The organism is Rhodanobacter sp. Root480 (assembly GCF_001426645.1).
Taxonomy (GTDB): domain Bacteria; phylum Pseudomonadota; class Gammaproteobacteria; order Xanthomonadales; family Rhodanobacteraceae; genus Rhodanobacter; species Rhodanobacter ginsenosidimutans.
This window is the reverse complement of the sequence record NZ_LMEX01000003.1, coordinates 150,260-165,133: the sequence shown is the minus strand read 5'-3', so window position 1 is coordinate 165,133 and position 14,874 is coordinate 150,260. Positions and strand designations below refer to the sequence as shown.

Annotated in this window: 17 protein-coding genes; 10 read left to right on the top strand and 7 right to left on the bottom strand. The window is 66.0% G+C overall.

The window, feature by feature from the left end; translation table 11 throughout:
• Positions 1–61 precede the first annotated feature (61 nt).
• From ASD22_RS13515 to ASD22_RS13505, 3 genes are all read left to right on the top strand, one after another.
• Positions 62–940 carry an AraC family transcriptional regulator gene (locus ASD22_RS13515; protein ID WP_056084628.1) on the top strand — a complete coding sequence of 293 codons (879 nt, stop codon included), beginning with the start codon at positions 62–64 and terminating at the stop codon, positions 938–940.
• A gap of 221 nt (positions 941–1,161) precedes the next feature.
• On the top strand, positions 1,162–1,560 hold the full coding sequence (locus tag ASD22_RS13510; protein WP_235577644.1) for a metalloregulator ArsR/SmtB family transcription factor: 399 nt from the start codon (positions 1,162–1,164) through the stop codon (positions 1,558–1,560).
• Positions 1,538–2,038 (top strand): SRPBCC family protein, encoded by a 501-nt coding sequence (locus ASD22_RS13505; protein WP_056084621.1) that lies wholly within the window; start codon positions 1,538–1,540, stop codon positions 2,036–2,038. Before ASD22_RS13510 ends, ASD22_RS13505 begins: the two co-directional genes overlap by 23 nt.
• A 52-nt stretch (positions 2,039–2,090) precedes the next feature.
• Here ASD22_RS13505 and ASD22_RS13500 read toward each other — a convergent pair whose 3' ends face one another.
• Entirely contained in the window at positions 2,091–2,981 is an 891-nt protein-coding gene (locus ASD22_RS13500; protein ID WP_056084619.1) for a LysR family transcriptional regulator, read from the bottom strand.
• Between the two features lie 148 nt (positions 2,982–3,129).
• On the opposite strand from ASD22_RS13500, the gene ASD22_RS13495 reads away from it, so the two are divergent.
• Entirely contained in the window at positions 3,130–3,729 is a 600-nt protein-coding gene (locus ASD22_RS13495; RefSeq protein WP_056084617.1) for an NADPH-dependent F420 reductase, read from the top strand.
• Between the two features lie 73 nt (positions 3,730–3,802).
• On the top strand, positions 3,803–4,597 hold the full coding sequence (locus ASD22_RS13490; RefSeq protein ID WP_056085152.1) for an SDR family oxidoreductase: 795 nt from the start codon (positions 3,803–3,805) through the stop codon (positions 4,595–4,597).
• Positions 4,598–4,665: 68 nt separating this feature from the next.
• Here the strand turns inward: ASD22_RS13490 and ASD22_RS13485 are convergent, their stop codons facing one another.
• From ASD22_RS13485 to ASD22_RS13475, 3 genes are all read right to left on the bottom strand, one after another.
• Positions 4,666–5,436 (bottom strand): YgjP-like metallopeptidase domain-containing protein, encoded by a 771-nt coding sequence (locus ASD22_RS13485; protein WP_056085150.1) that lies wholly within the window; start codon positions 5,434–5,436, stop codon positions 4,666–4,668.
• A 131-nt stretch (positions 5,437–5,567) separates the two neighbouring features.
• Positions 5,568–6,485, bottom strand: a complete 918-nt coding sequence (locus ASD22_RS13480; RefSeq protein ID WP_056084614.1) for a recombination-associated protein RdgC — start codon at positions 6,483–6,485, stop codon at positions 5,568–5,570.
• Between the two features lie 150 nt (positions 6,486–6,635).
• On the bottom strand, positions 6,636–7,835 hold the full coding sequence (locus tag ASD22_RS13475; protein ID WP_056084611.1) for an amino acid aminotransferase: 1,200 nt from the start codon (positions 7,833–7,835) through the stop codon (positions 6,636–6,638).
• 224 nt (positions 7,836–8,059) lie between these two features.
• On the opposite strand from ASD22_RS13475, the gene ASD22_RS13470 reads away from it, so the two are divergent.
• The gene (locus tag ASD22_RS13470) at positions 8,060–8,266 is read left to right on the top strand and encodes a DUF465 domain-containing protein (protein ID WP_040670585.1); all 207 of its coding nucleotides are present in this window, start codon (positions 8,060–8,062) and stop codon (positions 8,264–8,266) included.
• A 43-nt stretch (positions 8,267–8,309) separates the two neighbouring features.
• Positions 8,310–8,912 (top strand): GNAT family N-acetyltransferase, encoded by a 603-nt coding sequence (locus ASD22_RS13465; RefSeq protein ID WP_056084610.1) that lies wholly within the window; start codon positions 8,310–8,312, stop codon positions 8,910–8,912.
• A 6-nt stretch (positions 8,913–8,918) separates the two neighbouring features.
• Here the strand turns inward: ASD22_RS13465 and pssA are convergent, their stop codons facing one another.
• From pssA to ASD22_RS13450, 3 genes are all read right to left on the bottom strand, one after another.
• Complete coding sequence (gene pssA / locus ASD22_RS13460) at positions 8,919–10,322, bottom strand: CDP-diacylglycerol--serine O-phosphatidyltransferase (protein WP_056085148.1); 1,404 nt, start codon at positions 10,320–10,322, stop codon at positions 8,919–8,921.
• 97 nt (positions 10,323–10,419) lie between these two features.
• Positions 10,420–10,824: a DUF4156 domain-containing protein gene (locus tag ASD22_RS13455; protein WP_056084607.1), complete on the bottom strand. Its 405-nt coding sequence runs from the start codon at positions 10,822–10,824 to the stop codon at positions 10,420–10,422.
• A gap of 120 nt (positions 10,825–10,944) precedes the next feature.
• On the bottom strand, positions 10,945–13,800 hold the full coding sequence (locus ASD22_RS13450) for a pitrilysin family protein (RefSeq protein ID WP_056084605.1): 2,856 nt from the start codon (positions 13,798–13,800) through the stop codon (positions 10,945–10,947).
• 27 nt (positions 13,801–13,827) lie between these two features.
• Here ASD22_RS13450 and ASD22_RS16800 point away from each other — a divergent pair, with 27 nt between their 5' ends.
• Genes ASD22_RS16800 through trmL form a run of 3 tightly spaced genes read left to right on the top strand, consistent with a single transcriptional unit; the run spans position 13,828 to position 14,796 of the window.
• Entirely contained in the window at positions 13,828–14,076 is a 249-nt protein-coding gene (locus ASD22_RS16800) for a hypothetical protein (protein ID WP_156459028.1), read from the top strand.
• On the top strand, positions 14,073–14,279 hold the full coding sequence (locus tag ASD22_RS13445; protein WP_056084602.1) for a hypothetical protein: 207 nt from the start codon (positions 14,073–14,075) through the stop codon (positions 14,277–14,279). The genes ASD22_RS16800 and ASD22_RS13445 overlap by 4 nt, the downstream gene beginning before the upstream one ends.
• Positions 14,280–14,322: 43 nt before the next feature.
• Positions 14,323–14,796 (top strand): tRNA (uridine(34)/cytosine(34)/5-carboxymethylaminomethyluridine(34)-2'-O)-methyltransferase TrmL, encoded by a 474-nt coding sequence (gene trmL, locus ASD22_RS13440; protein ID WP_056084600.1) that lies wholly within the window; start codon positions 14,323–14,325, stop codon positions 14,794–14,796.
• Positions 14,797–14,874 lie beyond the last annotated feature (78 nt).

Below are 14,874 nucleotides of genomic sequence, written 5' to 3'. Positions count from 1 at the left end.
ATCGGCCGGGCACGCCGCGCCTGTGCGCGTCATCCTGATGCGGCCAAAACGAACGACCAAGATGACCGGCCTGGACCACTACCGCGCGCGGATGCAAAAGGTGCTTGACCACATCGAGCGCCATCTCGATGACGACTTGAACCTCGAAGCTCTGAGCCAAATCGCGGCGTTCTCGAAGTACCACTTCCACCGGCAGTTCGGGGCCTTCTTCGGCGTCTCCCTTCATCGGTACGTCCAGTTGGCGCGTCTGCAACGCGCATCAAAGCAGTTGGCCCATGTGCGAGGGCTGAGCGTCACGCAGATCGCCTTGGAAGCCGGATACGACACGCCCGACGCGTTCGCCCGCGCATTCCGGCAGAGGTTCAAGCAATCACCATCGACCTTCCGGAAGTCTCCCGATTGGGAGCCATGGCTTCTGGCTTTCCGGCCCTTCCATGCCGCCAGGAGCAAGATCATGAGCACCGCCTACACGCACGACCAAGTGACCATCCGCGAGATCGCACCCACCCCTGTCGCGATCTTCGAACATCGCGGCGACCGCCGCACCATCGATGCGACGATCCAGCGATTCATCGCCTGGCGCAAGGCAGCTGGGTTGTCTCCCAAAACGAGCCCGACGTTCAATATCTGGTATTCGGAGCGGGATCCCGTCAACTCTGCCGACTACAGCATGGATCTTTGCGTCGGAATCAAAGCCGGCTACGCGATCGAACCGAACGAATACGGTGTGAAAGCTGGCGAGATTCCCGGCGGACGATGCGCCGTGCTCCGAGTGACTGGGGACACTCACAACCTGGAGCCAGCCGCCCTGTTTCTATATCGGGACTGGCTGCCGGCAAGCGGTGAGGAGATGCGTGACTTCCCCATCTACTGCCAACGCCTGTTCCTTAACCAGCCCGAGTTGGGTACGGCAGCTGAGCTGTTCCTGCCTTTGCGTTAGCCACGCGCAACTGGGCTGCCGCAGGCAGACGAAAGCTCTTGCTCTGGAGTCACGCACAAGGGCAAAAGCATCGCGCACAGGGTGCGCTCCTACAAACATCAAGAGCGTCGCGACTGAAGTCGCTCCTACAGGGAGCGGCGGCTATCGAGCTGCCATGTACAGCCTTGGCCACCTACTGATCCCGTGATTTTCGACCAAACCGCCGGCGGAGTATCCGCCGCTTGCAAGTCGTCAAAGTCCGTCATACAGTGAACCACATGGTTCAGTATCAAGCTCGCCTCGACGCAACGTTTGCCGCGCTCTCCGATGTCACCCGACGTGGTGTGCTGGAGCAGCTTGGGGGGTCGGATGCCTCGATCTCGGACCTTGCCCAAAGGTTCCACATGAGCCTCACGGGCATGAAGAAGCACGTCAGCGTGCTGGAGCAGGCGGGGCTGGTGACGACGGAGAAGGTCGGGCGCGTCCGAACCTGCAGGCTCGGACGGCGCCGGCTGGAGGAAGAGGCCGCCTGGATCGAGCGGCACCGCCAGCTCTGGAGCGCACGCTTCGACGCGCTGGACAAAGTTGTCGAGACCCTGAAACGCAAGGAGAAGGCAGATGGCCAAGGCAAAAGAAGGTAGTCCCGCCGCGACGAACCGCACTGCCGTGGAACGCAAGTCCGACCACGAACTCGTCGTGACACGAACATTCGATGCGCCGGCGCGCATCGTGTTCGAAGCGTGGAGCAAGCCCGAACTGTTCCAGCTCTGGTGGATTCCGAAGTCGGTGGAGCTCACGTTGCTCTCGTGCGACATGGATGTGCGCACCGGCGGCACGTATCGCCTCGTATTCAGCCACCCGGCTTCCGATCAACCGATGGCGTTCTTCGGCACCTACCGGGAGGTGGTCCCGCAAAAACGCATCGTATGGACGAACGAGGAAAGCGATGAGGGTGCCGTGACCACGGTGACGTTCGAGGAGGATGCCGGCAGGACGCGGGTCACCCTGCACGAACGCTATCCCACGACAGCGGCCCTCGACGACGCCCTCGCCGGCTCGGCGGAAGGCCTGCCCGAACAGTTCGCGCAACTGGATGCGTTGCTCGCCACCGGCTGGTGACCATGCGCCGGCTGGTGGATGGGAGGAAGCCCTCCCTCGGCGCTGATCACCGCTAAAGCCGCGGCGACAGCGCCTGCACGAAGTAGTCGGTTACGCGATGCACGCGCGCCGATATGAAGCGGCGTTGCGGCCAGACGACGCTCACGTCGCGGGTGCCCGTCACGAAGTCGTTGAGTATCGTGACGACGTCGGGATGCGCCAGTTCCTCGGCAAGCGACGCTCTGGTGAACATGCCGATGCCCACGCCGGCCAGCACACCCGTACGTATCGCGTCGACGCTGTTGGATGAAAAATTGCCGCGCACGGGTACGTTGAACGGCCCTTCCGGGCCGGTGAACGGCCAATGCGTCGACTCCACCATGCCTTCGTACACAAGGCAGTTGTGGTCGACCAGGTCGGCAGGCGTCTTTGGCGTGCCCTTCAACTCGAAATAGCGGCGTGACCCCACGCATACGAGGCTGGTGCTGCCTATGCGTCGCACCACGGCGTCGGGTTCGTTGACGGTGCCCACCCGGATCGTCAGGTCGATGCGGTCTTCCACCATGTCGCGCGCCGCATCCGAAAGGAGCAGCTCCACCTTCAGTCCGGGATGGCGCGACAACAGCCCGGGTATCAGTGGAAGAACGTGGAGCCGACCGAACGTCGAGGGCGCGGCGATCCGCATGCGCCCGGAGATATCGAGGGTGCTGCTGGTCAGCTCGTTGTCGGCCGCACCGATCTCGTCGAGCAGCGGCTTGGTGCGGTCGAAATAACGCTGGCCCTGATCGGTCAGGGTCACGCTGCGCGTACTTCGATTGAACAGCACTACGCCCAGGCGCTTCTCCAGCGCACCGATGGCCTTGCTGATGGCGGACTGGGTGCTGCCGATTCGTCGCGCGGCGGCGGAAAAGCCGCCCGCCTCCACCACGGCAATAAAGGCGCTCAGTTCTTGAAACCTGTCCATCGCGATCCCCGGGCCGTACGGCCGATTGATTCCAATCCGGAATTGAGCTTATGGGAAATCGCCTGATTATCATTCCTTCCAGCGCTAATTACGATCTCTCCGCACTGAAGCACGGCGCTTCACCTTCCATCATTACCGGAGAGACATCATGCGTTACGCCATCATCGGCGCGGGTCAGATCGGCCAGGCCCTCGCCCACGCTTTTGCCCGCAAGAACATCGACGTTGCCGTGGCGAGCACGCGCCCGCCCGAAGCGATCGCCCCGCTGGCGAAGTCGATTGGCCCCACGATCGCGCCTCGTTCGCTGAAGGATGCGCTGGAAGCCGACATCGTCTTTCTGGCGGTTCCCTTCTGGTCGCATCGGGATGTCGCGAAAGCGGCTGGAAGCTGGAGCGGCAAGATCGTCGTCGACGTGACCAACGCGTACGGCGTGCCCCTGGAACAGCTCGACGGCCTGCCCTCTTCCACCGTCATTGCCCGCGCCTTGCCGGGGGCGCGGCTGGTCAAGGGCTTCAACCACCTGCCGGCCGGCGTGCTGGCCGAAGACCCCTCGGTCAAGGGCGGAAGGCGGGTGGTCTTTCTCTCCAGCGACGACGACGCCGCGATAGCGCCGGTGGCCGCCCTGGCGGAACAGTTGGGCTATGCGCCGGTGGATCTGGGACGGCTCGACGAAGGCGGCGCGCTGGTCCAGGCGCGGGGCAACCGCTGGACCCAGCTTATTTTCCAGGACCTCATCAAGTTCGATTGAACGCGCTCGGCCGAGCGGCGTTGCATCCCGTCGCGCCGCACTTCCGGTGCACTCGCAAACCAAGGAATACATCATGAAAATCGATTTCACGGGCCGCAAGGCCGTGGTTACCGGCTCCACCGCCGGCATCGGCCGCGCCATTGCCGAAGGGCTGGCACGTGCCGGGGCCTCGGTGGTCATCAATGGCCGCACTGAGGAGCGGGTCGCCACGGCGCTGCGGGAGCTGCGCGCGCAATTTCCCGATGCGGATTTTGCCGGCGTCACCGCCGACCTGGCGACACCGGAAGGCTCGGCCGCGCTGGTGGAGCAGGTGCCCGACACCGACATCCTGGTCAACAACGTGGGCACGGCGCACCTCAACAACTTCTTCGAGCAGAGCGACGACGAATGGCTCGACCTGTTCCAGCTCAACGTCATGAGCGGCGTGCGCGCCGCCCGCCATTACGTGCCGAAAATGGTGGAGCGGGGACGGGGGCGCGTGGTGTTCATCAGCAGCGAATCCGGGCTCAACATCCCCAAGGACATGATCGACTACGGCGTCTCCAAGGCCGCGCTGCTCGCCGTGTCGAGGGGCCTGGCGGAACTGGTGGCCGGCACGGGCGTCACCGTCAATGCGGTCGTCCCCGGCCCCACGAACTCCGAGATCCTGTCGGGCTGGATGACGGCGATGGCGGCGGAACAAGGCATCACGCAAGCCGAGGCCGAGCAGCAATTCCTGAAGACGGCGCGCCCGACGTCGCTCATTAATCGGTTCGCAACGACGGAAGAAGTCGCCAACATGGTTGTCTATGTCTGCTCGTATCAGGCCTCCGCGACGACCGGTGCGGCCTTGCGCGTCGATGGCGGCGTGGTGCGTTCCATCGGCTGAGGACGGAGTCGCACGGCGTGGGTGCAGTCGGCCGCCATTACCCTGGTCGGTCGACTCGCCCCGCGGAATCAGTCGGCCACGTCGCCGATCAGCCGATCGAGTTCCGCCTTCAGCACCGCGCCCTGCTGGCGCAACCAGGCGCGCTGTTCGCGCCAATCCGGGAACAGGTTTTCCACCTGGGTCCAGAACCGCGGCGAATGGTTGCGCACCTTCAGGTGGCACAGCTCGTGCGCCAGCACGTAGCGCAGCGCGGCCGGTGGCGCCAACGCCAGCGCCAGATCCAGGTTGATGCGGTCGCGGGTATCCAGGCTGCCCCACAGGCTTTTCATGGGGCGGATGCGCAGCGAGGTGGGCGCCAGCCCCAGTTGCGGCACGTAGCCGGCCATCCAGCGCGACACGTCGCGGCGGATCTGCGCTTCCAGGTGCGAGGCCAGCAGCCCGCGCGCGATCGGCAGCGCGCGGGTGTGCGGGCGCGGGATCACCAGGGTCAGCCCTTCGGCATGCGACTCGATCTTGGGATAGCTGCCTTCGGCCCAGTCCAGCTCGACCAGCTCGCCGCGCAGCGGGAACGTGCATGGATAGCCCAGCCGCAGCGGCGGCAGCGGCTTCACCATCAGGTTCAGCTCATCGAGTTTCAGCTCCAGCCACTCGGCGTGGCTGCGCAGGAAGGCGCTGACCTGGGCCGGATGGGTGCCGTGCGGATAGGTGACGCGGGCGCCCTTGGGCGTGACCGTGAGGCGCAGCCGGCGGGCACGCGGGTGCGCGGCCTTCAGCACGCGGATGAGGCGTCCGCCTGCTGTCGACAGTTCCAGCCAATCGCCTTCGAGATGCTGCGCCATGACCTGCCCGTTGTGCCTGCTCGCCTTGCCGGTGGTGGACTGATGGGCGCGGCCGTCTGCCAAGCTTCCACTTGTCGCGGGCCGGCCGCAAGCATGACGCGCGGCCGGGAGCGCAGGGGCGTGACGCCGGTTCAGCTATCGGCGGGGCGCGGCAGGCCGAACCACTCTTCCAGCTTGCCCAGCAGGCGCTCCAGCTCCAGCGTCAGCAGGGCGAAACTGGCATCCATCTCGGCGTGGGCGTCCTGCTGGCTGTCGCCCAGCTCGTCCATCACCACGTCCAGGAATTTCAGCTTGCGGATGACCAGATCCTCGCCCAGCACGAACGTGATGCGGTCGTCGAAGGTCAGCCCCAGCATGAATACCTGCTTGCCGTTGCGCAGGTGCTCCTTCACTTCCTCGGCATCCAGCTCCTGCCGGCGGCAGCGGGCGATGGCGCCGGTGGCGGTCGCCGGGTCACGCAGTTCGCACTCATCGCCCAGCGCCAGGCCCGCCGGCAGGTTGCCGGTGGAGAGCCAGTCGGTCATCAGCACGCGCGGGCCTTCCTCCGGCGCCAGCGGCACGGCGGGGAAACTGCCCAGCGCCTCGCGGATCTGGGTCAGCGCGTTCTCGGCCGATTTGCGGCTGGAGGTGTCCAGCACCAGCCAGCCGTTTTTCTTGTCCACATAGGCGGCCATGCGCGAGTTGCGCACGAACGCGCGCGGCAGCAGTTCGGTGAGCAGATCCTCCTTGATCCGCTTGCGCTCGCGGCCGCCGACCTTGCGCCCCTCTTCCTCGGCGATCTTCTGCACCTTGCGCTGCAGCTCGTCGTTGATCACCGCCGCCGGCAGCAATTTGTCCTCGCCACCCACGGTTACCAGGGTGGATTGCTTGACGCTGTGCGTGAGCGGCTCGCCCTCGCCGCGGCCCACCGGCGGCACGAAGCCGCGGGTGAACATCTCCAGCGGGCCGCAGGGGCGCAGGCGATGCTCGGCCAGTGCGTCGTCGAGGCGGTCGAGATCAGTGGCTACGGCGGGGGAAAAACGGAACAGCGTGAGATTGCGGAAAAACATTCAATGTCCGGATCGGTGCGGCCGAGGGCCGCGGGCGATTGTTTGGGTTCGCGTTGACGTTGTAGGAGCGACTTCAGTCGCGATGCTTTTCGTCCGAGTGGCGAAAGAGCATCGCGGCTAAAGCCGCTCCTACAGGGGTATGGCGAGATTTCAGCTGACGGCAGCGATCGCCGCCACTACGGCGTCCAGGTTGGCGCGATTCAGCGCGGCCACGCAGATGCGGCCGCTGGTCAGCGCGTAGATCGCGAAATCCTCGCGCAGGCGCTCGACCTGAGCCTTGCTCAGCCCCGAGTACGAGAACATGCCGGCCTGCCGGTTGATGAAGTCGAACTGCGGCAGACCCGCCGCCGCCAACCCATCGACCAGGCCCGCGCGCATTTCGTGGATGCGCGTGCGCATGCCGCCCAGCTCGTCTTCCCACGACGCACGCAGCTCGGGGTTGCCCAGCACGCCGGCCACCAGGTACGCACCGTGAGCGGAGGGGCTGGAGTAGATCGAGCGGATGGTGGTCTTGATGCGCGACAGTACCCGTGCGGCCTCGTCGCGGTCACGGCCGACCATGCTGATCGCGCCCACCCGCTCGCCATACAGCGAGAACGACTTGGAGTACGAATTGGCCACGACGAACGCCTCGATACCGGACGCGGCCAGCAGCCGGATCGCGGTGGCGTCGGCGTCCAGGCCCTTGTCGAAACCCTGGTAGGCGGCGTCGACGAAGGGCAGCAGCTGGCGCTCCTTCATCAGCGCGATCGCCTGCTGCCATTGGGCAGCATCCAGGTCCACGCCGGTGGGGTTGTGGCAGCACGCGTGCAGCAGCACCACGGTGCCCGGCTCCAGCTTGCCCAGGTCCTCCAGCATGCCGGCGAAATCCAGGCCGTGGGTTTCCTTGTCGTAATAGCGGTATTCCAGCAGCTCGAAGCCGGCGGTGCGGAACACCACGTGGTGGTTGCCCCAACTGGGATTGCTGATGGCGATCTTGGCGCCGGCGCCGGCGGTCTGCTTCAGCAGGTCGGCGGCCACGCGCAAGGCGGCGCTGCCGCCGATGGTCTGCGCCGTGGCCACGCGGCCTTCGGCCAGCAGCGGCGAATCGGCGCCGAACAGCAGTTGCTGGGTCAGCTCGTTGTAGGCCTTCAAGCCGTTGATGGGCAGGTAACCGCGCGGGTTTTCCGCCTTGGCCAGCGCCTGCTCGACGTCACGCACCGCTTTCATCAGCGGGATCTTGCCCTGCTCGTCGCAATAGATGCCCACGCCAAGATTGATCTTGCCCGGGCGCGGATCGGCCACGAAGGCCTCGGTCAGGCCCAGGATCGGATCGCCTGGAGCCATTTCAACGGATGCAAAGAAAGACACGAGCAGCCCTCTGGTAAATGGTGGAATGATCAAAACCCGCGGTTGGACGCCAACACCGCTTGCCGCGGCGCCCGGCGATGCATGCCGGCAGGCCATCGCGCACTTTACTGCTTTGCACCATGACTTGTCCCGTGACCGGCCTGCCCCGCGGCTGGTCAGATACTGACCAGCCGCGCGCGGCGGCGGTACACTTGCCAACTTCTCCACTTGTCACCGGCCCCGCCATGCAGGTTCAGGATCACGCTGAAATCGCCCACTTGCTCGCCGAGTTGCGGATGGAGCATCGCGATCTCGACGCGGCGATCGAACAGCTGGCCACCACGCTGGGCCGCGACGAACTGCAGCTGACCCGACTGAAGAAACGCAAGCTGCTGCTGAAGGATCACATCTCCCGCCTGGAGAGCAAGCTGATCCCCGATCTGGACGCCTGACCGCACCCTGCGGCCCTGCGCCGTACGCCGCTGGAATTCTCCGATGCCACCTCTCGCCCCGATATGCCTGCAGGACGACTACGTCGTGCTGGAGCCCCTGAACCTGGATCACGTCCCCGCCCTCGAGGCCGCCGCCGCCGATGGCGAGCTGTGGAACCTGCGGGTCACCAGCGTGCCGCCGCCAGGCCAGGCGCAAACTTACGTCGAAAAGGCACTGCGAGGCCTGGCCGACGGCCACATGCTGCCGTTTGCCGTCCGCGAAAAGCGTAGTGGCGACATCGTGGGCACCACCCGCTTCTATGAAATCGACGCCGAACTGCCGCGCGTCGCCATCGGCTACACCTGGTACGCGAAACGCTGGCAGAAAAGCCACCTCAACACGGCCTGCAAAAGGCTGCTGCTGGAGCATGCTTTCGAGGGGATGGGTTGCGTGGCGGTCGCCTTTCACACTGACGAGTTGAACGAGGATTCGCAGCGCGCCATCGAACGCCTTGGTGCGCAGCGCGAAGGCGTCCTGCGCGCGCAAAAGCGTCGCACCGACGGCAGCCTGCGCAATACGGTGTGCTTCAGCATCCTGGCCGAGGAATGGCCGAACGTGTCGAACTGGTTGGGCATGCGCCTGGACCGGCTGGCCCCGAACGCGTAGAAGCGCCTACAGCAACCGGTTCACCAGCCGGTCCAGCCGCGTGCGGTTAAGCCGCCGCAACAGCTTGCGCACCACCGCGGGGTACTGCCGCGGACTTTCCAGTGCATGGTAGTCGGACAGCCGCGTGGCGTGTTTTTTCAACGCGGCCCACTCAGCCTGATGCCTGTCATGCAGCAGCCGCTGCGGGTCGCGCAGCAGCAGGCCGTTTTCCAGGTCCAGCGCCCACGCGCGCGGGTTGAGGTTGTTGCCGGTGAGTACGGCCACGTCGTCGTCCACGAACAGGCCTTTCAGGTGGTAGCTGTTGTCGCCGTGGTGCCACAGGTGGATGTTGAGCTGGCCGCTGTCGATCTGCCGGCGGTGGGCGCGGGCAAACCGGCGCAGGTTGTTTTCGTACAGGTAGGGCAGCAGGCCGATGGTCTTGAACGGCTGCTCGGGCGGTATGTAGAAATCATTGGCGGTCTTGTCGCCCACCATCAGGTGGATCTCGCAGCCGCGGCGCAATAGTTGCCCCAGCACCGCCCGCACCGGGCGCGGCAGGTTGAAGTACGGCGTCAGCAGGATCACCCGCTCGCGGGCGCCGCGCAGCGCGGCCAGCAAGGCGTCGTTGAGTGCGTTGTCGGTGCGGCCGAAACCCAGCAGCGGCGTCACTGCTACCGCACCATCGCCCAAGCTGTCGTCGACGACGGCGTAGGCAGCCTGGTGCAGTGACTGGCGCAGGTCGCGGATGGCCGGCTGCAACGCCTTCGTGGTTGGCGCATCACCGCTGTTCAACCGGCACACGGCGGGGCTGGCGACAAACTGCCGCTCGACGAAGCCGGCCATCGCGTCGGCCAGTTTCGCATCGCGGAACAGGTGGTAGCGGTCAAGCCGATAGCGGCCGTGTCGGGCGAGGTAGACATCGTTGAGGCTGGCGCCGCTGTACAGCACGTTGTCGTCGATGACGAAGCCCTTGAGGTGCAGCACGCCGAACAACTCGCGGTTCTGCACCGGCACGCCGTAGATGGCCACGCCCGGCCCCAGGCGCCTGGCGTACTCGCGATACATGCCCGCGTTGCCCTCGCTTTTCTGCTTGCCGATCAGGCCGCGGCGGGCGCGATGCCAGTCGACGAACACGGAAATTTCCAGGGCTGGATGACGCGTTTTCGCCGCGTACAACGCCTCGAGGATCTCGCGGCCGCCATCATCGTCCTGCAGGTACAGCGTCACCAGCACGATCCGGCGCGTGGCCTGGGCGATGTGCTGCAACAGCGTGCGGCGAAACGCGGCGGCATCGTCCAGCACCGCGATGGCAGTGGCCGGCACGGCGAAAAAGGGCAACGCATCGAGCGGGTCGGCGCGCCTGCGGCGGAACGGCAGCATGCGTCGCGCGATCCGGCCTGGGGCTTTCAGCAAGGTGGTTTTCGAAGGCATGCGCTTGATCATGCCGGCCATCATCGCAAACCCGCGTGTACGGGCCGGCGTGAAAAAAGGCGCCCGGGGGCGCCTTCGGCGTGCAGGAACGGCCAGCTCAGTTGCCCTTGACCGGGAATGTCTGCGCGCTGCCGGGCGCGGGTGTGGCCGCAGGTGTGGCGGACGAGCGCACCGGGCTGATCGTGCGCGTGCCGCACTGGTAGACGCCCCACGCCTGCGAGCCGTCGGCGGGTTCGGCCAGCGGCTTGACGGTGTCGGCGTGCATCTTGGCGGCCTCGTTGCGGGCCATCACTTCCAGCTCTTCGCGGATCGTCATGCCGTTGCGGTTGACCGGGCCGATGTGGTCCATCACCGAGACGGTGACCTTGCCCAGTTCGTGGCAGGCCGACACGTCGCCATTCCAGGCCGTGCGCACGTTCTTGGCCGCTTCGTCCATGGTGATGCCCCACGTACACGCGCTCAGCGCCAGCACGGGGACGAGCAACAGCAGGTTCTTGCGCATGGAAAACTCCGTGTGTGAAGTGGGCGGAAGGATCGCGCCGCGACCGCGCGGCAAGGCGCCATCGTAGCGCGAGGGCGGTGCCGCGTGCCGGCGATGGCACGCGACATCCCGCCCGCGGGCTTATTTCGGCGCCACCGGCTTGCCGTCGGTATCCAGTACCTGGATGTCACCCAGTTTCAACGCACGGATCGGCGCCTCGACCTTCTTCAGATCACCCACGATCACCCAGGTCAGCTGGTCGGGATGGATGATTTCCTGCGCGGCGGCCTGCACCGAGGCATCGGTCTGCGCCTCGATGCGCGACTTCAGCGTGCGCACGTAATCGTCGGGGCGGTCGTACTGCACGATGTCCTGCAACGCACCCATCACCGCCGAGGTGGTCTGGTAGCCGCCCGGCATGCTGCGCACGTCGCCCACCTTGATCTTGTCGATCTCCTGCTCGGTGAGTGGTTGCGGGCCGATCACCGCGCGGGCCTCCTTCAACAGCTCGGCGATGGATGGCGCGGTCTTGTCGGTCTGGACCGGCGCGTACAGCAGGAACGGGCGCTGGCCCAGGGCGTTCTGCAGGATGCTGAAGGCACCGTAGGCCCAGTGCTTGTCCTCGCGCAGGTTCATGTTGAGGCGCGAGGTGAAGGTGCCGCCGAACGCGCCGTTCATGGTCTGGATCTGCAGGTTGTTCGGCGCCTCGGTGGAGGGCGCCAGGCTGCCGGCCAGGATCAGGCTTTGCTGCGCGTCGGGGCGGTCGATCAGGTAGACGCGTGCATGCGGCGGCGGTGCCACCTTGCCGATGTTCTTCGCCGGCACCTTGCCCGCGGGCGCCTGCCATTGGCCGAATGCGGCGTTCAGCGCCGGGATGATCTTCGCCAGCGTGGTGTCGCCGGCCACCAGGATGCGCACGTTGTCGGGCCGGATGTAGTCGGCCATGAAGCGGCGCATGTCGGCGGCCTGCAGCGCCTTGATCGACGCATCCGTACCCGAGCCGGTGAACGGGATGGCGTAGGCGTGGCCCTTGCCGTACAGCAGCGGCGGCAGGGTGCGCAGCGCGATGCCGACGGGCTGGCTCTTTTCCTGCGCGATGCCGGCCAGCCACTGGCCGCGCACGCGGTCGATATCCGCCTGGCGGAAGGCGGGCTGACGCACGATGTCGGCGAACAGGGCGAGTGACGGTTGCAGATTGTCGTCCAGCGCATTCAACGAGGCGTTGCAGAAATCCAGCCCGCAATCGGTATCGATCAGCGCGCCCAGCCGCTGCTTGCGCTTGGCGATCTCGACCGAATCCAGCTCCCTGGTGCCCTCGTCCAGCATCGACATGGTGAAGCTGGAGGTACCCAGCTTGCGGCCCTGGTCGGCGGCGTAGCCCGCATCGAACAACAACCGCACCTGCACCGCCGGCACGGTGTGACGTTCTGCCAGCACCACCTCGATGCCGTTGGCCAGGCGGCCGCGCTGCACGGCGGGGAAGCTCAGGTCCGGATAGCTGTCGACCGTGGGCACGCCCTTGCTGCGGTCGACACTGCTGTCGACGGCGCGGAAATCACCGGCGGGCGAAAGCACCGGCGCGGGTTTGCCGGGGACGGCGGCCCGACCGGCGGCCGCGGCGCTGTCGGTGCTATCGACCTTGCCCGGCACCACGGTCAAGGTGTAATCGCCGCGGGCGATCCAGCGGTTCGCGGCGGCGGTGACGCTGGCCGGGGTGGCGGCCATGAATTCGTTGAACTGCTTCAGATAGGCGCCCGGATCACCGTGATAGAGCTGCCCCTGGGCCAGGATCGAGGCCTGCGTGTTGACGCGCTCCAGCCCGCGCACGAAGGAGGCGCGGGTTTCCGTCTTCACCCGCGCCAGCTCGTCGGCGCTGGGGCCGTGCGCCAGGAAGTTGCGCCATTCATCGGTGATGGCCGCCTCGACGCGAGCCGGGTCGACGCCCTGCTTCACGTCGACCTGCAGCTCGAACAGGCTGGCCAGCGAGTGCTGCTCCACACCCACCGAGACGTCGTCGGCCAGCTTGTCGCGGTAGACCAGCCGCTGGTACAGCCGCGAGGTCTTGCCGCCGCCCAGCACCGCGGCGGCCAGCTCCAGCAGGTTCTCGTCGGTGCTGCCACGCGGCGGCACGTTCCACTCGCGGTAGATGCGCGTCTGCGCCACGTTGTCGGTCATGGTGCCGCGGGTGGACTGCTCGCGCGGCGCCACCCACGGTTGTGGCCGCGGCACGCGCGGGCCCGCGGCGATGTCGCCGAAGTACTTCAGCATCTTCTCTTTCACCACTGCCGGCGTGATGTCGCCGGCCAGCACCACCACCGTATTGGCGGCGCCGTAGTAGTCGCGGAACCACTGCTTCACGTCGCCCAGCGAGGCGGCGTTCAAGTCGGCCATCGAGCCGATGGTGTCGTGGTGGTACGGATGGTTGGCGGGGAACGCCTCGGCCTGGATCAGCTCGCTGGCGCGGCCGTAGGGCTGGTTTTCGCGCTGGCGCTTTTCGTTCTGCACTACGCCGCGCTGTTCGTCGAGCTGCGGCTGGCCGATAGCGCCCAGCAGATGGCCCATGCGGTCGGACTCCATCCACAGCGCCATGTCCAGCGCGGTGGTGGGCACGGTTTCGAAATAGTTGGTGCGGTCGAGCCAGGTGGTGCCGTTCTGGTCGGTGGCGCCAGCCAGTTCGAACGGCTTGAAGAATTCGTCCTTGTGGTTTTCCGAACCCTGGAACATCAGGTGCTCGAACAGATGCGCGAAGCCGGTCTTGCCCTTGGGCTCGTAAGAGGAGCCCACGTGGTACCACACGCTCACCGCCACCACCGGCGCCTTGTGATCCTCATGCACCACCACGGTCAGTCCGTTGGGCAGGGTGAACCGCTCATAGTCGAGCGCGGGGATCGTGCTGGCGGCATCGGTGACGGCGGGGGGATCGGCCAACGCCGGCACGATGCCCACGGAAAAAGTCAGCAAACCGGCAAGCCACAACGCGTGCGTTTTCAGGGTCACGGTAATTCCTTGGCGTGGGTGAGGCCCTTGAGCCTAGGCGGCACGGCGGCCGCAGCGCAACTGGCGCAAGGCACGTCGGGTGAAGGCATGCGGACAGTGTCGTCCGGCGATGTCCGCGCCCGTTCGGACGATGTCCGCGGACATGACACGCATTTTCAAGATCGTATCTTTATTCCGCAGAATCATCAGCTTGCGATGGATAGAAAGGCTGGCACGACGATTGCTCTTCTGGCCATGCAGGGGTTTTCAATCACGGAAAAGGAAGAGCGATCATGAAATTCGAAACGATGATGTTGCACAGCTTGTTCGCGGCCTGCTTCGCGCTGTGCGTGCTGGTGATGGGCGCGATGCTGCGCGCGCAGCCGGTGGAGCAGCCGGCGTCGGGTTCCTCGGTCACGACGATGCTGCTGGACGCGCCCGACAGCTGCGTGTTGCCACACGACGGCGTGCTTTGCCCGCCATCGACGCAGGTGTTGTAAGGCCGACGCAGACGCGGGGGCGACGAATGCCGATAATGGCCGAATGCTCCATGTCATTCTGTTTCGCCCCGAGATCCCGCCGAACACCGGCAACGTGATTCGCCTGTGCGCGAATACCGGTGCCGCGCTGCACCTGATCCGCCCGCTGGGTTTTGAGCTCGACGATGCGCGGCTGCGTCGCGCCGGGCTGGACTACCACGAGTACGCCAGCGTGGCCGTGCACGACGACTTCGCCGCTTGCCTCGACGCGATCGGCACGCCACGCGTGTTCGCATTCTCCACCCGCGGCCAGGTGGCACACGTCGACGCGCGTTTCGCCGATGACGACGCACTGCTGTTCGGCTGCGAAACCGCCGGCCTGCCTGCCGACGTGTTCGAGACCATCCCCGCCAACCAGCGCCTGCGCCTGCCGATGTGCCCGAACAGCCGCAGCCTCAACCTGTCGAATTCGGTGGCCGTGGCGGTGTATGAGGCGTGGCGGCAGCTTGGGTTCGTAGGGGCGGGGAATCGGGAATAGAGAATCGGGAATGGGAAAAGCAGAAGCCTCGGCATCCGCGCATCCTTCGCGCTGGCGAAATACCGCTCTTCCGGCTCC